Genomic DNA, 19,687 nt, shown 5'->3' on the forward strand with positions numbered 1-19,687 from the left:
TTGGAGCGGGTAGCGGGAATCGAACCCGCGCGTTCAGCTTGGGAAGCTGACAGGCTACCATTACATCATACCCGCCGCGTGGCGCTGAATAGCACCAGCGATTGATTAACCGCAAGCGTCTTTCCATCTCTGCTCCCATTTTACTCGGTCCGGGCACGCAGGTCGTCGATCAGGGATTGATCCACATCCAGCACCTCGCATGCCGCATCCAGCGTGCGCTGATCCAGATGCTGCGGGTTCAGGTCGATATCTTTCGAAAACGCGTCAACAATTGCCTGCATTGCTTTGATTCTTGCATATTTCTTGTTGTTGGCAGGGATCACATACCATGGCGCGACATCGGTTGAGGTACGGGCCAACATTTCATCTACGGCAACTTCTGCTTCGGCCCATCGTTCGCGATTGCGAAAGTCCTCATAGGTCAGTTTCCACCGCTTCATCGGGTTGCGTAGGCGTTCGGTGAACCGCTCCATCTGTTCTTGCTGAGAAATGTGAAAGAACAGCTTTACGATGCGGGTGCCGTCATCCACCAGCATGCGTTCGAAATCGTTGATCTCGCGATAGGCTGCGCGCCAGCGCTCTTCCGGGGTGAACTTCTCGATCCGTTCGACCAGCACCCGGCCATACCAACTGCGATCAAAAGCAGAGATCGCGCCTTGAGGTGGCAACCTCTCCCAAAACCGCAATAGGTAGTGACGGTTCAGATAATAGTTTCGGGGCGCCCCAATCGGCCACACTTTGAAACTGCGCGGATCCAGAGCCTGACTGATCCGTCGGATCGTGCCGCCCTTGCCTGCCGCATCCCATCCTTCAAAGATCAGCACGCCCTTGGTTCCGTGAAACAGAAACGCCTGTTGGATCAGCGCCAACTGCGCCTGCAACTCGGCCAGTTTCTTGAAATAGCTCTGCTTGCCCAATTTCAGGTTCAAGTCCGCTTCGGCGAGCTTTGGGGGGTGATGTCGGGTCATGATTGCGCAGGTCCTTCGTCATCTGTCCCAATCAGTCTGACCCGCCACCCTCGCCTTAGCCTTGATTGGTATCAAAAACGAAAAAGGCTGGGCGCGAGGCCCAGCCTTTTCACTGTATTTGGTGTCCGGTTCAGGACGCGCGGCGACGACGACCACCACCGCGACGGCCACCAGCAGCGCCTGCGGCCCCAGCTTCGTCCGGCGCTTTGTTGAATCTGATCCACTCACCGCCATGCGGGTCGTTGTTGGTCAGCAGGTTGGCGGCACGAATGGCCTCCATCTCTTTACCAGCGCGCGGCTTGGTCGAACCCAGACCAAACATCTGGACGAAAGCCTCGTCATCCATGCCTTCGGGCAAGATGATGCCAGCGGCTGTGACGGCCTCTTTCTTCTCGGCAATCTTTTTCTGCGTCACCGGCAAGGCGACCGGGTTCATAATCGCCGAGGTCATGCCAGCGCCCATTGCCATCGGCAGGAACGCGTTATTGATGCCGTGACGGTTCGGCAGACCGAACGAGATGTTGGACGCACCGCAAGTGGTGTTCACGCCCAGTTCTTCGCGCAGGCGACGGACCAGAGCGAACACCTGCTGGCCTGCGGTTGCCATCGCACCGATAGGCATAACCAGCGGGTCAACGACGATGTCATGGGCCGGGATGCCGAAATCAGCGGCACGCTCGACGATCTTTTTGGCAACCTCGAACCGCACATCGGGATCTTCGGAAATACCGGTATCGTCGTTCGAGATCGCAACGACTGGAACGTTGTACTTTTTGACCAGCGGCAGAACCATTTCCAACCGCTCTTCTTCGCCCGTGACCGAGTTCAGCAGTGGACGACCTTCCGCGGCTTCCAAACCCGCTTCCAAAGCGCCGGGAACTGAGGAGTCAACGCACAGCGGCACATCGACCAGCCCCTGTACCAGCTCGACAATCTTGCGCATCAGCGGCGGCTCGGTCTCGTTCGGGTTGGGGTTCGAGTTGTAGACAACGCCTGCGTTGATATCCAACACGGTGGCCCCTGCGGCGACCTGTGCGATGGCGTCTTTCTCAACGGTTGAGAAATCGCCCGCTTCCAGCTCTGCAGCCAGCTTTTTACGACCGGTCGGGTTGATCCGCTCACCGATGACGCAAAACGGTTCGTCAAATCCCAGGACGGCTGTTTTTGTTTTTGATTCTACGACTGTACGGGTCATGTCCGTTCCTTAAGCGTTTGCAGGCTTTGCCGAAGCGCCGCCGTTATTGATCGCCCAGTTGGCGTTGGTCTTGATGCCGCCAAGCGGGAAGAAGTGTACGTTGGTGATGTTGAAATCCGGGTTGGCCGCTTTGTGGTTGGCCAGCTCAGTCACAACATCGGTCGGTTCATACGGCAGCAAGAGCTTCGAGACATCCATGGCGCGCTTTTGCAGAACCTTCAGCGACGGGCCAACACCGCAGGCGATGGCGAATTTGATCAAGGTCTGCAGCTTGGCCGGGCCCGCGATGCCGATATGGATCGGCAGGTCGATGCCGGCTTCTTTCAGGCTGTCGGCCCATGCGATGATCGGCTTGGCGTCAAAGGCAAACTGGGTTGCCAGAGCCATTTCCGCATCGGTTGTTTCCGAGAATTTCTGTTTCCAACGCAGCGCGTCGTCGACATTCTTGGTCGAGCCGTCCGGGTCGATGTCCTTGTTGCCCTCGGGGTGGCCCGCCACGTGCAGACGCTTGAAGCCTGCCTTGTCGAACAGGCCGGATTCCAGCAGTTGCATCGAGCTGTCGAAATCACCGTGCGGATTGGCGACACCACCGGCCAGCAACAGCGCTTGATCAACGCCCGCTTCGCCCTGATACATCGAGATCCAGTTTTCCAACGTGGCCGCATCCTTGATGATCCGCGCCGGGAAATGGGGCATCACGGGATAACCTTCGTCGGCGATCCGCTTGGCGGTCTTGACCATATCTTCGATGGGCGTGCCCTCAATATGGGCGATGTAGACGCGGGTGCCTTCGGGCAACAGCGCGCGGAAATCTTCGACCTTTTCGGCGGTGCGCGGCATCACCTCGATCGAATAGCCTTGCAAAAAGGCTTCGACGGTCGGATTCACAGGGCCGTTTTCGACCGCATCACGTTTCTTGAAGTTCAGCAAAGCCATTGCGGCCTCCCATATAGATTTTGGGCTCATGCCCAACCGTCATTGGCGATCAGAGCCTTGATGCGGTCCTGATCGTATTCCGTTTCCAAACGCACGGCCTCGGCCTCGGCAATCTCAGACGGGTCGCCCTCGACAGCAAAGGGTTCGGCCTTGCGCCACTCGGCCAGATAGGCATCGCTGTCCTTGGCGTTCACTTTCATCGCAGCCCGGTCGATGGCTTGTTCGAACCGCTCCTCCAACTGCCGCTTTGCGCCACGACGGCCTTTGCCGACGATGACTTGGGCGGGAATATCGCGCCAGTATACGATGGTGACGTCAGGCATTGCCGTTGATTCCTCCTAACCAGATGGATCGGTTCTAGACTTCTATATGGGTCAAAGTCGGTCGATTTTCGACACAAGCAGTCTTTCAAACGACGTTTTTGTCCCCCACAGGATACGGCGCTTGTACTCAATTCTCGCGCAAATGCGCACATCAAAATACTCATCACTTTAATGAGCGTCTTGCACGAAACATTTGGCCGACCTATGGTCGGGGTAACTCGAAAATCGGAGGGCGTTGAAGATGGCGCCCAAGCGTCCCAAAGGTGCGGGCGCGTTCCCCAAGGCGGTCGAAAGCCCCGCGCCGGCAAGACCCGATCCAGATGCGTTATATGCGGCGCTGGATCTGGGAACAAATAGCTGCCGCATGTTGATAGCCCAACCCAAGGGTAGCGGGTTTCATGTGGTAGACAGCTTTTCCAAATCCGTGCAACTGGGCGCGGGGCTGGAACGGACCGGACGGCTGTCTCGGTCGTCGATGGCGCGCACCATTCAGGCACTGCGCATCTGTCAGCAGAAACTGAAGCGAAACAAGGTCAAACGGATGCGCCTGGTCGCGACCGAGGCCTGTCGGCGCGCCAAGAATTCACGCGACTTCATCCGGCAGGTAAAACGCGAGACAGGCCTGACTCTGGAAATCATCCAGCCCGAGGAAGAGGCCCGCCTGGCCGTGATCTCGTGCGCGCCGCTGGTATCGACCAAGACCGAACAGCTATTGGTCGTAGATATCGGCGGCGGTTCGACCGAGTTGGTGTGGATCGACGTCTCTTCCGTACCGCGTCGGGACCGTCCGGCGGCGATTATGCGGCTGCACCACGGGTTTCATACAGCCGATAGCCCTTTCCCGGCAGCAAAAGTGGTGGATTGGATCAGCGTTCCGTTGGGGGTGGCCACTCTGCGTGACCAATTCAATGATGTCGAAGACGACTCGGCTCGTTTCGCGCTGATGAGCTGGTTTTTTGAAGAAAACCTGGCCGATTTTGCCCCTTACAAGGACGAACAGGCCCGCGAAGGGTTTCAGATTGTCGGTACTAGCGGCACGGTAACGACCGTGGCCGCCTCGCATCTGGGGCTAAAGCGTTATGACCGGACCAAAGTGGACGGTTTGCGCATGACCAGCGATCAGATTGACAAAGTCATACGGGGATACTTAGAACTCGGCCCACTGGGGCGGCGGCGAGATCCGCGTATCGGCGATGACCGGCAGGCCCTGATCATGTCCGGCTCAGCCATTTTGCAGGCATTGCTTCGCTGCTGGCCCACTGACCGCCTTTCCGTGGCGGATCGTGGGCTGCGCGAAGGCCTGCTTTATGCGCAGATGAGTGCGGACGGTGTATTGGAAGACGGACCGTTCTAATGGCGAAGACACCAAGTGGCAAAAACAACTCGGGCCGCGGACAGCGCGACCTGAAGGTCAAGGTCAAGACTGCGCGCGGGCGCAAGCTCAGCTCGACCCGTTGGCTTGAGCGGCAGTTGAACGACCCGTATGTGAAGCGCGCGCAAGCGGATGGCTATCGCGGACGTGCGGCCTATAAGATTTTGGAACTGGATGACAAGTTCCGCTTTCTCGTTCCCGGTGCGCGCGTGGTCGATCTGGGTTGTGCGCCCGGTGGCTGGCTGCAGGTAGCCGTTAAACGCGTCAATGCGCTGGGCGAGCGAGCTGGCAAACGGATTGGGACCGTTCTGGGCGTCGACTTACAAGAGGTTGAACCGGTCGCTGGTGCCGACGCACATGTGCTGGACTTCATGGAAGATGATGCCGACGAAAAGGTCAAAGCATGGCTGGGCGGCAAGGCAGATGTCGTGATGTCCGATATGGCGGCGTCGTCGTCCGGGCACAAGCAAACCGATCACCTACGGATCATGGCCCTGTGCGAAACCGCGGCCTATTTTGCCTTCGACGTGCTGGAAGAAGGCGGCACGTTTGTCGCCAAGGTTTTGGCCGGGGGGGCCGAGGGCGATCTGCAAAAGCTGTTGAAGCAAAAGTTCGAAAAGGTGGCAAACGTAAAGCCCCCTGCGTCACGGTCTGACAGTTCCGAGAAATTTGTTGTCGCCACGGGATTCCGCGGCTGACTTAGTCATCAAGCCAGCTTCGATCGCCGGTCAGGAACTGCTCGCGCAGCGACGCGGCAGCTGTACCTTGCAACAGCAGGGCTTCGCCATGGTTGATATATTCTGGTTTTCTGGCCTGCAGATCAGCGATCCTCTGGCCCAGGGACAAAGGATTTTGCAGCTGCGATGTGTGAACCGGTTTGTCAGACATGGGTCACCTCGGGGTCTGGCGGCGTTTCTACCTTGACCCATGGTTAACCCAATAATTAGTCGGGAACGTGGCAAAATCCGGGCCACGCCATGCCGGTTTACGGGGTCAGCTGAGCCTTGAGCTGCAGCAATGCCGGATCTTCGGGCAGTATGTCTAGCCCCTCTTGCAGTACGGTGCGCGCGGCCTGTGGCCCACGATTAATCTGCGCCAACTGCACCAACATCGGCCAGGCCTCGGCGCGCTGTGGGTCCAGGGTGACAACTTCGCGAAAGGCTAGCTCAGCCGCAGGTGCGTTGCGGAACGTCAACGCCATTCCACCCAATACAAGATGGGTTTCAGGGAAATCCAGCCGGTTCCCAATTGCACCCTGCCATTCGGCCATGCTCTGCGCCACTTGTGTTTGCTGATCTGGCGTCAGCGCCTGAGCTGGGATGTTCAGGAACTCTTTGGCTGCCGAAATACGCACATTGCGCATCGGATCAGAAAGCAACGGCTCCAGCCGCCCCACCCGCTCCGGCAGCGCTGCCTCACGTTGCAACGGTGCTGCGTTGGCGCGCACTAAGGGGTTAGTGTCCGACAGCAATGGTGCCGTTTTTGCCGCAACCTCGGGCGAGGCGAAGGGCTGCAGCAGATACGCCGCCGTGGCGCGCACGATGCCAGCCATGTTCGGGTCAGTCGCTATTTCCAGCAAAGCTTCTGGCCCGTCAGCCTGCCCGGTCAGAGCCACCTGAAACGTCGTCCCGAAATGTTCAGTACGTTGGGTGGAGTCAGGAAACCACCCTTGGATTTGTCCCGCGGCCCAGGCTTGATTCTCGGATTGGTGACAATCGGTGCAGGCGTCCTGCCCCAACCCCAGATCAGGGCGCGGGATGCGAAAGCTGTGATCGCGTCGCCAATCGACACCCATATATACCCGCTCGATCATATGACAGGATACGCACTGGGCGCCTGCGCTGTCGTCCGGGTGATGATGATGCGCCGGTGTATCGTAATCATTGGCCGTCAGGGTCGGGAAAACTGGATTTCCCGCCGGGGAATGGCACTGCGTACACACGCCATTTCCCTCGGCCTTCAGCTCGGCGCTGTGCGGGTCGTGGCAATTCATACAACCGACACCCTGTGCATACATCTTGGACTGCAGGAATGAACCGTAGACATAGACCTCGTCCAAAATCTGGCCGTCAGGGTGATAGAGGCCTGGGCGTAGCACCGACAGGTTATAAGCGTCATGATAGGGCGTTCCCGGCACCGGGATTCCATCGCCGTGTGCTTCACGCCGGGAATGGCAACCGGCGCATTGCTGGATTTCCGCCTCAGTCTGGCCTTTTCCCCAATCCATGGTGAACCCAAACGCGCTCAGATCAGCGCTGATGTTTTTTCCTTGCGTCCAGTCGATATGGGCCGAGGATGGGCCATGGCAGGCCTCGCACCCGACCCCAATCTCAGCCTGAACTGAGCTGTAATTGCGGGTCTGCCCATCGTAATTCTTTTCAAACCCTGTCGCGTGGCATTCGGCGCACCGGGCATTCCAATTTTTATATGGTCCGGTCCAGTGCAACCCATCATCCGGCGGAAGATCCTGATCGGGGTAGAGGTGATACCAGCGTTGTTCGTCCGTATCCCAAACCACATCGAAACTCTGCAAACGACCGGACTCGGTTTCGAACAGGTATTGCTGCAACGGTTCAATACCGACCACCGAATGCAGATCGTAGAGGGTTGTAGTGCCATCCTTTTCGGTCACGCGGGCCTGCAACGTATCGCCTGTCTGACTGAACTCTGTCGACATGCCAACATGATCAAACCGCGTATCATCAAAATCAGCCGCGACGTGCCCATCTTCTAATTTTGTCCAGGCCAAAGCGTGATGGGATGCAGACCAGGCCTCGGCCTCAGCCTTGTGGCACGCGATACATTGGTCCGAGCCGACATACTCGGGCGATTGAGCAAATGCGAATAACGGTGCCAGCAGCCCGAAAAGAAAAATTGCTGTTCTCACGCCGCCTGCCCGCCCAGTTCATCCTGCATATCCATCAACGCACCGTTGTATTCGGCGCCCAGGATCAGCATCGCGGCACACAGATACAGAAAGATCAGCGCGGCCATCGCCCCGGCCAGACCTGCGTAGGTGGCGCTGTACGAGGCGAACTGCGCGATATAAACCGAAAACCCCCAACCTCCCGCAGCCCAAAGGGCAAGCGTCAGCACAACGCCCGGCAGAATCTGGCGCAGCTTGTGCCGTCCCGTTGGCAAGACCAGATGTGCCAGGACAACAACACCTGCGGGAACGGCTACCGTGAAAGTCCAGCGCAGACGATCCACCGACAACCAATCGGACACGTTCACATCCGTCTTCTCGGACACCAACTGCGTATAGACTGGTAGAACCACTTCGACCGCCGCTATGATCATGAATGTAAGACCACCAACAATCACCAGCCCCAGACACAACAGCCGCGTTTTCCAAAACGGCCAGCTGTCGTGGTCGTGATAGGCCTGATTCATGGCCTTGCGCACGGCCAATACCCCGTTTGAGGCAAAAAACACCGCCAGCAAACCGCCCAAAGTGATTACCCCTGAACCAGATTCCGTCAGGACCGAGCGCAGTTCAGCCACAATCGGCCCGGCCACATCTTTTGGCCAGGCACCAAAAATCAGCTCGATCAATTCGTCGGTGACGTAATCCTGTGACAGTGAACCTGCCAAAGCCACGGTAAACAGGGCAAACGGAAAAAGCGCCAACATTAGAGACATGGCGACATGGCTGCTCATGACGAAGCCGTTCTTGGCGTCAAAGCGGACAATAGCCACCCAAAGTGCCCTAACCGGTCGGCTCAAATAAGGAATCACACGCGCGTTCATTCCCAAAGCCTAACCTGCCTGTGGCACCCAAAGAACCGGCAATCCCGCGAACTACCCAAATAATCTCAGACAAAGGTTTGGACGCATTGCATAATCCGGCTCTGCTGTGCAGGATCGCTATACGCGCCAAGGACAGTTCCCGATACAGGCCAAGCTATGACACTGGACAATGACGAAACCACAACACCGACAAAGCTGAAGCTTTCCGTTGTGCGCGACGTGTCGATTGTGGCAACGCTGCTGGTGCTGGGGCTATACGCTGGTTCCGCGTTTCTGATCCCGCTGACAATGGCCTTGCTGGTCAATGTCCTGATCATCGCACTGAGCGACCGGATCATCGCCCTGACCCGCATGCCGGTGTGGTTGGCCAATGTGGCCGGTGTCACCGTCGTTTTGGCCGGGTTGTTCGTGATCATGTATATTTTGGGCAGTCAGGCCACCCAATTCGCCCGCACGATCGGCACTTACGAAAACCAGTTCGACGAGACGGTCAACCGTGTCACCGGTTGGGTTGGCAATGACGTGACCACATTTATCCGCGACAACCTGATCAACATCGACATGTCTTATATCGCGCGCGTTCTGTTGGGCAGCGCTACATCCCTGCTGAACCAGTTTTTCCTGATCAGCCTATATGTCGCCTTCTTGATGGCCGAACGATTGGCCTTTCGCAAAAAGATTCAACTGGCCGCGGGCGATCCCAAAACGGGTATCGAATTCGCTGCCATTCTGGATGCGATCTCGTTCAGCCTGCAACGCTATGTCGGGGTGAAAACACTGATCAGCCTGATCACAGCAAGCATCAGCTACTCAGTCTTCAAGATACTTGGACTGGAATTCGCCGAGACCTGGGCCGTCTTGACCTTCGCGCTGAACTTCATCCCGTCCATCGGCTCGATCATCGCGGTGATCTTCCCATCCCTGATCGCGTTAGTGCAGTTTGAAAGCATCGGACCATTCCTGATGATCATCTTGGGCTGCGGCACGCTTCAATTCCTGATCGGCAACTTTCTGGACCCCGCGCTGCTGGGACGTTCGCTGAACATGTCCACCTTTCTGGTCATTCTGGCGCTGATGTTCTGGACCACGATCTGGGGTTTGATCGGGGCGTTCCTCAGCGTGCCGCTCACCGTTTGCATCCTGATCGTCTTTAGCCATATTCCAGCCCTGCGTCCGATTGCGATCCTGATGTCTCTGGACGGAAGGCTGGGGGAAGACATCCGCCATGGTGTCGCTAGCTAGACGATGCCTGCGCCCCTGTTCATCGGATCCGAGATCTATCGCAGCTCGACCTATGGTTCAAAACACCCTCTGGCCATTCCGCGCGTGTCTACCGTCATGGATCTGTGCCGGGCGCTGGGGTGGTTGACGAGTTCGAACTATCGCGTCAGCCCGTGCGCAAAACCTGCTGCACTTCACGCATTTCATACACCTGATTATATCGAAGCGTTGCAACAGGCTGAGCGTGATCAGGCCGTATCGGATGAAACGCGGGCGAAATACGCGCTGGGCACATTGTCGAACCCAGTATTCACCGAGATGTACAGACGTCCCGCCACCGCCGCTGGTGGATCAATGTTGGGGGCAGAGCTGGTCCGTGATGGAGGCATCGTCTACAGCCCGGCCGGTGGCACGCATCACGGCCTGCCGAACCGCGCCAACGGGTTTTGTTATCTGAACGACCCGGTTTTGGCGATCCTGACCTTGCTGAAGAACGGCCTCGACCGGATCGTCTATGTTGATATCGATGCGCATCATTGCGACGGGGTCGAGGTCGCCTTTCGCGGTTCAACTAAGGTTCGCATGATCTCGGTTCACGAAGCGCGGCGTTGGCCGTTCAGCGGAACTTTGACCGACAACGCAGGTGGGGCCGCGTTCAACCTTCCGGTTGGGCGAAACCTCAATGATGACGAATTCGATGCCATTATTGATCAACTTATCCTACCCGCGACCGCATCATTTCGACCACAGGCCATCGTAATGCAATGCGGCGCGGATGCCGTGACCGAGGACCCGCTGTCGCGTCTGACGTTGTCAAACAACGCCCACTGGCGCACCGTTGCCAACCTGCGCGATATGGCGCCCCGACTGTTGGTCCTGGGCGGTGGCGGATATAACCCCTGGTCCGTCGCACGGCTGTGGAGCGGCGTTTGGGCGACCCTGAACAAGATCGACATACCCGAGACACTGAATGCCACAGCGCGATCGGTGCTGGGTGACCTGACCTGGAGCCGCGCGGCTGGCAAACGCCCTCCGCGACACTGGTTCGAAACCTTGTGCGACACGCCGAACCACGGCGATATTCGCCCCGAATTGCAAAACGACCTGCAACAATTAGCGGCCCGGATTTCATAGTGGATTGGTGGCGATAACGCTGCTAACCTTCGATCATTATTAAATATTCCTGACCATTCCGCTTCGGCGCAGCCCTGATATGTCTTTTTCTGACATCTGGCCACGATTGGACCAAATAAATGAATGCACTTAATCAGATAAATGATCTCAAAGCTCGCATGGGCAAGTCAATTATCGGGCAAGTCGAGGTAATTGACCGGCTGCTAATTGGATTGCTGGCGAACGGAAACCTATTGATCGAAGGTCTGCCGGGTCTGGCAAAAACTCGTGCTGTCAAAGCCATGGCGCGCAATCTTGATGCAGATTTCAGCCGGATACAATTCACACCAGATCTGCTGCCATCCGACGTAACCGGCACCGAAGTATTCCAACAAACCAGTGACGGCGGCACGTTCCGGTTCGATCCTGGCCCGATCTTTGCCAACATCGTGCTGGCCGATGAAATCAACCGCGCGCCTGCCAAAGTCCAAGCCGCGCTGTTGGAGGCGATGGAGGAACGGCAAGTCACCGTTTCAGGCACCACACACAAAATGGAGCCTTTGTTCATCGTGATGGCTACGCAAAACCCGATTGAGCAAGAGGGCACTTATCCCCTGCCCGAAGCGCAGATGGATCGGTTCCTGATGCACGTTCAGATCACCTACCCCCCGGTCGAAGACGAGGTTGAGGTTATACGGCTGGTGCGTGGTGAAGAGGTCGCCGCCGGGACCGGCGTTTTCAGAAAGACCCGAACCCCGATCCCGCAAGACGCCGTTTTTCAGGCACGGCTTGAGATTGGGCAGATTCATGTCTCCGACGCAATGGATCGATACATGGCTGATTTGGTGCAGGCGACCCGCACACCCGAGAAGTTCAGCGATGAGTTGGCCAGTTGGATTGAAATTGGCGCCAGTCCGCGCGCCTCGCTTGCGCTGGACAAGTGCGGACGCGCGCATGCCTGGATGAATGAACGCGATTATGTGGACCCCGCGGATATTCGCGCCGTTGCCCACGACGTGTTCCGGCACCGCATCACGCTTAGCTTTGAAGCGCAAGGAAGCGCCAAAACACCGGATGACGTGATAATGGAAATCCTGCGCCTAGTGGCGCTGCCCTGATTGATCGGAGAGAAGTTCGTGGCCCAGACCGCCACATATCCTAATGACCCACGCATTCATGTGGATGCCCAACACCTGTTGCGGATTGGCGCGAAGTCGCGCGCGTTCAGCCTTTTGCCGAGACAACCTGCGCGCTCAATCCTGAATGGCCGCCATGCGTCACGGCTGCGAGGGCGCGGTCTGAATTTCGAAGAACTGCGCGGCTATCTCCCTGGCGATGACATACGGACTATCGATTGGAAAGTGACGGCGCGCACCGGAAAACCTCATGTTAGGGTCTATACCGAAGAACGGGATCGCCCTGCCCTGCTGTTGGTCGATCAACGCGTTTCGATGTTTTTCGGTACCGAAGTGTATATGAAATCAGTCATCGCCGCCGAGGCCGCCGCGATTGCGGCCCATCGCGTCCTGTCGCAAGGTGACCGTGTCGGCGGCATCGTCTTTGGCGACACTGATCTGGCCGAACACCGCCCGCAACGCCGCCCCGCTGCCTTAACGCGGTTCTTATCGTCGGTCGCTGCGTTGAATGGCGATTTGAACGCGTCCTTGCGTCCCAAACCGACCATCGCGCTGAATGACGTGCTGAGACAGGCAGTCGGTATTGCACATACCAACGCGTTGATCTGTGTGTTTTCGGATTTCGATGGTCTGGACAGGGCATCAGAACGCCTGCTGAGCCGCTTAGCGCAATCCAACGACCTTATTCTGTTCAATATTTCCGACCCTAGTGCGCATCAACTGACCGCAGGCTTGAAGATGACGGTTTCGGATGGGACGAAACAAATCGAGCTCGACAGTTCCGACCCGGACCTGTCCAGCCGTATCAAGGCTGCAATGGATAATAGGTTGGCGCAATTGCAACTCTGGTCACGGCGCTATGGCTTCCCGATTGTCCCGCTGACAACGTCCGAACCGGCCCTTGATCAATTGCTGAAATTGTTCGGCCATCCCGGAGGACGGGCATGAGCGTCGAGGTGGACGGCAAATCCCTGGTCGAGCTTCTCGACATGCTGGTGCCCGCGCCCGTGCCCGAACCAATTCCAATGACACCGCAGACCTGGGGTTGGCTGGCTCTTGCAGTCGTTGTAGTGGCAGTCATTGTTGTGGGACTTCATTTGTTTCGTGGACATCAGCGATCCAACGCATACCGACGCGCCGCACTTGCCGATCTACAAGCCGCGAACGATGACCCCGCAAAAGTCGCAGAGATTTTACGCCGTACGGCACTTGTTGCATATCCACGCGCGAAGGTTGCCAGTTTGCATGGGCAAGAGTGGCTAAACTTTCTACAGCAAACTGCTGAAAAAATGCCGGTTTCCTCTTCGGCATCTCGCCTACTACTCGAAGGGCCCTACAGATTAAGCCCATCAAGCCCGGAACTGTCACATATGGCACGGGTATGGATACAAAGCCACAAACCTGAAGGAGGGCGCAGATGATTTCATTCGCCGCGCCCTGGGTTTTTCTGATGTTGCCCTTGCCGCTGTTGGTCTATTGGTTTGTTCCACCGCATCGCGAACAGACCAGCGCAATTCGCATCCCGTTTTTTCGCCATGTCGCCGAGGCTGCAGGGGCTGATCCGCAATCGGGGTCAATGATCTCACAGCGGTCAATGCTGCAAGCATTCGTGACCACCTTGATCTGGCTGCTGCTTGTTACAGCCCTTGCTCGTCCTGAAAAGCTGGCTGATCCTATTGTCGTCGAAAAATCTGCGCGGGACGTTGTGTTGGCTCTCGACATCTCAGGGTCGATGGATCAGCGCGATTTCCAATCCACAGATGGGGCGCCCAAGCAGCGCCTTGCTGCTGTCAAAGACGTGTTGCGCGCATTTATTGCCGAGCGTCAGGGAGACCGGATGGCGCTTATTATCTTTGGTACCCGCGCCTTCGTACAGGCACCATTTACCGAAGATCTTAATAGTTTGAATGGGTTCCTGGATCAAACTCAAGTCGGCATGGCGGGTCCGAATACGGCTTTGGGTGATGCGATCGGGCTTGGAATACGTATCTTTGACTCAAGCGAGGTAGATCAGCGTTTGATGATTGTACTCAGCGACGGCGCGGATACGTCCAGCCGCATGACGCCCGCCAACGCTGCAGCCATCGCTGCGGATAATGGTGTGGTCATTTATACCATCGGCGTTGGTGATCCTGACGCCACTGGCGAAGACCGTGTGGATCTGGACGCGCTGCAAGCCATCGCGGATCGTACTGGTGGCCAGTATTTCTTTGCCAACGATCAGGCCGCGCTGAGCGACACATACCAGAGAATTGATGAGCAGAACCCCAGAATTGTCGAAACCCAAAGCTACCGCCCACGCGAAAGCCTGACGCATTACCCGTTGCTGATGGCGCTGATCGTTTTTCTTTGCAGTTCGACCGGCTTTCATTTCGCACCACGTCACAGGAGAGCGACATGATCGACGCTGTGACTGAATTTCATTTTATCAGAGTAATTTACCTTCTATTCCTAATCCCAATCGCAGTGCTGTGGTGGGCGATCCGCCCGAAACACAAGGGGCTATCTGACCTGCCTGCTGGTATAGCTCCTCATTTGGCTAAAGCACTTTTGTTAGGTGCCGAAGCAAACCGCCGGATCTATCCGATCGACGTTGCCATGACCGTCGCCGTTCTACTCACGCTGGCCGCTGCTGGTCCGACCTGGACGCGGGCGCCCAACCCTCTGATCGCGGATACGGCCCCCCTGGTGATCGCCTTGAAAGTTACCGACAGCATGGAAGAGACCGATCTGACCCCGTCGCGCCTGCAACGGGCGAAATTTAAGATCACCGATATCATCGACGCACGGTCTGGCGCACAGACCGCTTTGATTGCCTATGCAGGCTCATCTCACCGAGTTGCACCGCTGACCGAGGATGCGAACATCTTGCGTCCATTGCTGGAGGGCCTGACCCCTGCCGTGATGCCAAAGTCCGGAGATGCCGCAGGAGACGCTTTAGTACTGGCGCAAAGCATCTTGGATGAAAGTCAGACACCAGGCGCAGTGCTGTTTGTTCTGGATGATCTAGACCCCTCGCAGATTCCAGAATTCGAAACCGCGTCATCGCAGATGTTTTTTCTGACTATGCTGCCTGACAGCCAGGAAATCGTTCAGCTCAACACCCTGAAAAACGCCGAAATGGTCCCGTTTTCAACTGATGACCGGGATGTCACGCGACTGCTGAGGCAAATCCAGACAGCTTATGTCGATGCTCTGGATGACGAGGACCGGCTTGATTGGCAAGACCGAGGGTGGATTCTGGCCTGGCCAGCTGCGCTGTTGTCCCTTCTTTGGTTCAGGCGGGGTTGGGTTATCCGGTGGGCCATGCTGGGGCTATTCCTTGTTCAACCGTCTGGCCCGGCCAATGCCGACGGATGGCGCGATTGGTTCCTGACGCCCGACCAACAGGGCCAGATCGCCATGAACCAAAAGCGCTTTGCTGATGCGGCAGAGTTGTTCGAAGACCCATATCACGAAGGTTACGCTCGTCTAAAAACAGGCCAATACCCCGAGGCCGCGGCGATCTTTGCGGAACTTAAAACGCCTGAAGCAGCCTTCGCCGAGGGAATGGCACGCATCCGAAACCGGGAATACAGACCAGCTATTTCGGCCTTTGAAACTGCGTTAGAGCGTCGCCCTAACTGGCCGGATGCGCAACATAATCTTGAAGTTGCCACGGCCATTTTGGACTATGTTGAAACCACTCGCGAACAATCTGATACCGGTGAAGAGGCAGGTATCGGCGCGGATGACACCGTATTCGACAACGACGCAGGTCGGGGCGAAAACACAACCATTCAAGCCCAAACCGACGGCAGCCAGCCCCTTTCCGCGGATCAATGGATCAGCGCCATCGACACAGACATGCAGGACTTTCTGCGCAATCGGTTCTTGTTGGAAAATCAGGAGCGAACGCAATGAAGCGCCTTCTCCTCCTGCTGCTTTTGTTCCCCAGCGCAGTGCTTTCGCAAGGAACAACTGCAATCCAACCTCAAGTGACGGTGGAGACGCCGACCGAAGACGTGATCGTGGGGCAACCGGCGATCGTGCGCATCAAGGTACTGGTTCCTACGTTCATGCCGTCTCCTCCCGTCTTCCCGTCATTGGAACAGGAAAACCTGTTGGTCCGGCTTCCTGAACGCGCATCAGGTCCCGTCAGTGAGCCCGTGAACGGTGAAACATGGTCCGGGGTTCAGCGCAGCTATCGCATTTACCCTCTGCTTGCCGGGCAAATCAGCCTTGGCGTCACCGACATGAAGGTGACGTTTGCCGACCCTGAAACGAATGCTCCAATACAAGTCTCGGTCCCGCTTTCACCGATCGCAATCAATGCTGTTGTCCCAGACGGTGCAGCCAATCTGAACCCTCTGATCATCGCGACGGGTTTTGAATTGGAGCAAGAGGTTGAAGGCGTGACTGAGATGCAGGCCGGAGATGCAATTACACGGCGGTTAACAGCACGTATCACCGGCACCAGCCCGATCCTTATTCCGAAACTTATTCCTGAATATCAAGAACCTCTGCTGCGCCCTTACCCCAAGGAACCACGCTTAACTGAAACCGAGGATCGAGGTATTCTGTCCGGCCAACGGGTCGACGAGGTAGTGTACCTTGCCCAAGATGGCGGCCAAGCGCAGCTGGCGCCCGTGTCTATTCAGTGGTTCAATCTGTCAACTAACGCGGTCGAGACAGTTGAAGTACCGGGTGTGGATCTGACGCTCACCGCGCCCAGGTCGAACCTTCTGACGACGGACAGGATGGTTGAATATGCGCTTTGGTTGGGATTGGCGGCAATTGTTTTTTGGGCGTCTTTGCGTTGGGGCACACCGCGCTTTCGCACTTGGAAAGACGCGCGGCACCAAGCATATCGCGCATCGCCTGCACTTGCTCTGGCGGAATTGAAAAGCGCGCTAAAGGCCCATGATCTGTCCGCAGCTTATTCAGCGCTGGAAACCTGGAAAACCCGCAGCAGTGATCCACAGGGGTATCGGGAACTTGAGGCACAGTTGGCAAGGATTGGATGTGCGCGGTATGCATCTGATATCAATCAGAAAACACCGGATTGGTCCGCTGCAATTTCGGCCATGAAGGAACTTGCAGAAACCCCACAATCGCAGGCTCAACCGCTTCCACCGCTGAATCCTTAACGCTTAGGTCTGGCAGTTCGCGATCAGCGCCTGTCTGTTCTTCAACCGCACCCGTCCATAGCCGAGTTCAATCAAGTCCAAATCAGCAAGGCGGTGTAGGCTGCGATGCAAAGTAGGTTGTGACACAGCGATCATCTCGGCCAATTCTTCCTGTGACACGACGATCCATCCATCACATTTCGAGGTGCCTTCATCCAGATGCAGCAGCCTGAGAACTAACCTCTTTTCGCTGCCCGTGACCGCCAGGTTTGCCATGATCCGAAGGGCGGTCTGCATATTCTCGTGGGTCAGCGCGTAAAAGTCCCGAACGTAGTCAGGCTTGGACTGAACCAACTTGGTCACGCGACCATTTGGGAAGTACAACGCGTGCGTCTCTTGCGTCGTTACGACACTAATCAGACGCGGTTCATCCGCAAACAACGCCAGATCCCCGACCCAAAACCCCGCGCCTTCGCGATGCAGAACGAATTCCTGCCCGTCATCCGCCGGAGCGGTGATCTGCACGCCACCGCTGAGGACAGCAAAGACCCCGTTGGACGGATCGCCATGGTGATACAGCGTTTCCCAGGCTTCATAGGTTTTCGGGACCCCGCACTCCAACAAATCACGCTGAAATGCGGCGGAACGTTTGCTGAACCAGCCTCCGCCCTGCAAGAGTTTCATATTATTCGCTTTGTCAAACATTAGAATTTTTCAATATCATCATATGATGAGTTTTCAATCTCATTGATCGCCTAACCTGAGCACGCTCGATTCCCCTACGGGTGATGTAACGCCGTTCAGAAATCGACCATTTCTTGGCAGCTTATTGGCTGAAACAGCCAGCCTCCAACTAATTTTCACCTCCGGGTTTTTTCGACCCTTTCAAATCAGGAGTACATCATGTCACCACCACGTTCGATTGCATACAGTTGGCGCAGAGGCTTGCGCCGGGTTGCTGTGGCTACATTCGCCGTTGCGTTGGCAATTCCCGCCTGGGCGCAGGAACAGAAACCCAACATCCTGGTCATCTGGGGGGACGATATTGGACAGTCCAATATTTCGGCCTATACGATGGGTTTAATGGGGTATCAGACGCCCAATATCGATCGCGTCGCCAAGGAAGGGATGATCTTCACCGACTATTATGGCGAGCAATCCTGCACCGCGGGCCGGTCATCCTATATCATGGGGCAATCAGTATTCCGGACCGGGTTGTCCAAGGTTGGATTGCCGGGTGCCGATCTGGGTATGCAGGTCGAAGATCCAACCATCGCGGGCTTGTTGAAGGACCACGGCTATGCCACTGGTCAATTTGGTAAAAACCACCTGGGTGACAAGGATGAGCATCTTCCGACAAATCACGGATTTGATGAATTTTTCGGAAACCTGTATCACCTGAATGCCGAGGAAGAACCGGAAAATGAAGACTATCCCGGCGACGCGGTTCTGGCCGATGGGCGCACCTTCCGCGAAGCGTATGGCCCGCGCGGTGTAATCAAATCCAAGGCGGACGGCACCATAGAAGACACCGGCCCCCTGACCCGCAAGCGCATGGAGACGGTAGACGAAGAGACCGTTGCCGCTGCAATTGACTTCATCAAGCGAGCCCATGAGCAAGGCCAGCCCTTCTATGTCTGGTGGAACGGCACTCGGATGCATTTCCGCACCCACGTCAAGGATGAGATGCGCGCGCAAGCGAACGATATCATTGGTGGCGTTGCAGACGAATACACTGCGGGCATGATTGAACATGACATGCATGTAGGGCAGTTGCTGGACCTGCTGGATGAGCTTGGAATCGCAGACAACACGATCGTCCACTATTCCACCGACAACGGACCGCACATGAACACATGGCCGGATGCTGCCATGACACCGTTCTGGGGCGAAAAGAACACCAACTGGGAAGGCGGATGGCGCGTTCCATCGATGGTGCGCTGGCCCGGCCAGATCGAAGCTGGTTCGGTCACCAATGAGATCGTGCATCACATGGACTGGCTGCCGACCTATCTGGCCGTCGCTGGTGATCCAGAGATCAAGGAAAAGCTGAAGGCTGGCTATAGCTCCTCCGGCATGGGCCGAGATTACAAGGTGCATCTGGACGGCTACAACATCCTGCCTTTGCTGACTGGTGAGGCCACGGAAAGCCCCCGACGTGAAATTTTCTATTTCTCGGATGACGGTGACCTGACCGCGCTGCGTTTTGACGATTGGAAGCTGATCTTCCTAGAGCAGAAGGCATGGGCCACCCTGCGCGCCTGGATCGAGCCCTGGACCGAACTGCGTATTCCTCTGATCGTGAACCTGCGTCGTGATCCGTATGAGCGCGCGTATCGGACCTCCAACACCTACTATGACTGGCTGTTGGACCGGGCTTATTTCCTGGTGCCGGCACAGCAATATGTCGGGTCTTTCTTGGAAACCTTCCAGGAGTTCCCGCCACGCCAGAAAGCGGCAAGCTTTAATCTGGATCAGGTGATGGAGAAACTGGTCACGCCGACCAACAACTAAGCCCCTCGCAAGCTTAGGGTCGCCGGTTCAACGGCGGCCCTTTTCACATTG

At 56.7% G+C, this 19,687-nt stretch carries 19 protein-coding genes and 1 tRNA gene; 11 read left to right on the forward strand and 9 right to left on the reverse strand.

Going from position 1 to position 19,687, the window contains the following annotated elements:
* Position 1: 1 nt before the first annotated feature.
* The 5 genes from ACR0M2_RS05420 to ACR0M2_RS05440 all read right to left on the reverse strand — a co-directional run bounded on the left by ACR0M2_RS05420 (position 2) and on the right by ACR0M2_RS05440 (position 3,422).
* Positions 2-75 (reverse strand) — tRNA-Gly (locus tag ACR0M2_RS05420).
* Positions 76-140: 65 nt separating this feature from the next.
* A complete protein-coding gene (locus ACR0M2_RS05425; protein ID WP_480704226.1) occupies positions 141-968 on the reverse strand; it encodes a polyphosphate kinase 2 family protein in 828 nt (275 codons plus the stop codon).
* A gap of 130 nt (positions 969-1,098) precedes the next feature.
* Positions 1,099-2,163 carry a methyltetrahydrofolate cobalamin methyltransferase gene (locus ACR0M2_RS05430; RefSeq protein ID WP_170348771.1) on the reverse strand — a complete coding sequence of 355 codons (1,065 nt, stop codon included), beginning with the start codon at positions 2,161-2,163 and terminating at the stop codon, positions 1,099-1,101.
* A gap of 9 nt (positions 2,164-2,172) precedes the next feature.
* Positions 2,173-3,099, reverse strand: coding sequence for a methylenetetrahydrofolate reductase (locus ACR0M2_RS05435; RefSeq protein WP_170409947.1), 927 nt, complete (start codon positions 3,097-3,099; stop codon positions 2,173-2,175).
* 26 nt (positions 3,100-3,125) lie between these two features.
* Positions 3,126-3,422: a virulence factor gene (locus ACR0M2_RS05440; RefSeq protein ID WP_170324990.1), complete on the reverse strand. Its 297-nt coding sequence runs from the start codon at positions 3,420-3,422 to the stop codon at positions 3,126-3,128.
* A 241-nt stretch (positions 3,423-3,663) separates the two neighbouring features.
* On the opposite strand from ACR0M2_RS05440, the gene ACR0M2_RS05445 reads away from it, so the two are divergent.
* Together ACR0M2_RS05445 and ACR0M2_RS05450 are read left to right on the forward strand one after the other, a co-directional pair.
* Entirely contained in the window at positions 3,664-4,776 is a 1,113-nt protein-coding gene (locus tag ACR0M2_RS05445) for a Ppx/GppA phosphatase family protein (protein ID WP_170358558.1), read from the forward strand.
* A complete protein-coding gene (locus ACR0M2_RS05450) occupies positions 4,776-5,492 on the forward strand; it encodes an RlmE family RNA methyltransferase (protein WP_480704228.1) in 717 nt (238 codons plus the stop codon). Before ACR0M2_RS05445 ends, ACR0M2_RS05450 begins: the two co-directional genes overlap by 1 nt.
* A gap of 1 nt (position 5,493) precedes the next feature.
* Here the strand turns inward: ACR0M2_RS05450 and ACR0M2_RS05455 are convergent, their stop codons facing one another.
* The 3 genes from ACR0M2_RS05455 to ACR0M2_RS05465 form a co-directional block, all read right to left on the reverse strand.
* On the reverse strand, positions 5,494-5,682 hold the full coding sequence (locus ACR0M2_RS05455; protein ID WP_480704229.1) for a hypothetical protein: 189 nt from the start codon (positions 5,680-5,682) through the stop codon (positions 5,494-5,496).
* A 97-nt stretch (positions 5,683-5,779) separates the two neighbouring features.
* Positions 5,780-7,681, reverse strand: a complete 1,902-nt coding sequence (locus tag ACR0M2_RS05460) for a multiheme c-type cytochrome (protein WP_480704230.1) — start codon at positions 7,679-7,681, stop codon at positions 5,780-5,782.
* On the reverse strand, positions 7,678-8,544 hold the full coding sequence (locus tag ACR0M2_RS05465) for a YihY/virulence factor BrkB family protein (protein WP_480704231.1): 867 nt from the start codon (positions 8,542-8,544) through the stop codon (positions 7,678-7,680). Before ACR0M2_RS05465 ends, ACR0M2_RS05460 begins: the two co-directional genes overlap by 4 nt.
* Before the next feature lie 156 nt (positions 8,545-8,700).
* On the opposite strand from ACR0M2_RS05465, the gene ACR0M2_RS05470 reads away from it, so the two are divergent.
* From ACR0M2_RS05470 to ACR0M2_RS05505, 8 genes are all read left to right on the forward strand, one after another.
* Positions 8,701-9,786: an AI-2E family transporter gene (locus tag ACR0M2_RS05470; RefSeq protein WP_170348779.1), complete on the forward strand. Its 1,086-nt coding sequence runs from the start codon at positions 8,701-8,703 to the stop codon at positions 9,784-9,786.
* 3 nt (positions 9,787-9,789) lie between these two features.
* A complete protein-coding gene (locus ACR0M2_RS05475) occupies positions 9,790-10,899 on the forward strand; it encodes an acetoin utilization protein AcuC (RefSeq protein ID WP_480636708.1) in 1,110 nt (369 codons plus the stop codon).
* Between the two features lie 119 nt (positions 10,900-11,018).
* A complete protein-coding gene (locus ACR0M2_RS05480) occupies positions 11,019-11,996 on the forward strand; it encodes an AAA family ATPase (protein WP_425080602.1) in 978 nt (325 codons plus the stop codon).
* 18 nt (positions 11,997-12,014) lie between these two features.
* Complete coding sequence (locus ACR0M2_RS05485) at positions 12,015-12,962, forward strand: DUF58 domain-containing protein (protein ID WP_480704232.1); 948 nt, start codon at positions 12,015-12,017, stop codon at positions 12,960-12,962.
* On the forward strand, positions 12,959-13,435 hold the full coding sequence (locus ACR0M2_RS05490; RefSeq protein WP_480704233.1) for a DUF4381 domain-containing protein: 477 nt from the start codon (positions 12,959-12,961) through the stop codon (positions 13,433-13,435). Before ACR0M2_RS05485 ends, ACR0M2_RS05490 begins: the two co-directional genes overlap by 4 nt.
* Positions 13,432-14,415: a vWA domain-containing protein gene (locus ACR0M2_RS05495; protein WP_480704235.1), complete on the forward strand. Its 984-nt coding sequence runs from the start codon at positions 13,432-13,434 to the stop codon at positions 14,413-14,415. The genes ACR0M2_RS05490 and ACR0M2_RS05495 overlap by 4 nt, the downstream gene beginning before the upstream one ends.
* Complete coding sequence (locus ACR0M2_RS05500; protein ID WP_480704236.1) at positions 14,412-15,917, forward strand: VWA domain-containing protein; 1,506 nt, start codon at positions 14,412-14,414, stop codon at positions 15,915-15,917. Before ACR0M2_RS05495 ends, ACR0M2_RS05500 begins: the two co-directional genes overlap by 4 nt.
* Positions 15,914-17,143 (forward strand): hypothetical protein, encoded by a 1,230-nt coding sequence (locus ACR0M2_RS05505; protein WP_480704237.1) that lies wholly within the window; start codon positions 15,914-15,916, stop codon positions 17,141-17,143. Before ACR0M2_RS05500 ends, ACR0M2_RS05505 begins: the two co-directional genes overlap by 4 nt.
* Positions 17,144-17,146: 3 nt before the next feature.
* On the opposite strand, the gene ACR0M2_RS05510 is transcribed toward ACR0M2_RS05505, so the two are convergent.
* The gene (locus ACR0M2_RS05510; RefSeq protein WP_254429480.1) at positions 17,147-17,806 is read right to left on the reverse strand and encodes a Crp/Fnr family transcriptional regulator; all 660 of its coding nucleotides are present in this window, start codon (positions 17,804-17,806) and stop codon (positions 17,147-17,149) included.
* 219 nt (positions 17,807-18,025) lie between these two features.
* Between ACR0M2_RS05510 and ACR0M2_RS05515 the strand changes: the two genes are divergently transcribed.
* Positions 18,026-19,636, forward strand: a complete 1,611-nt coding sequence (locus ACR0M2_RS05515; protein ID WP_174820415.1) for an arylsulfatase — start codon at positions 18,026-18,028, stop codon at positions 19,634-19,636.
* The last annotated feature ends 51 nt before the right edge of the window (positions 19,637-19,687 follow it).

This window comes from Ruegeria sp. BE10 (assembly GCF_056538905.1).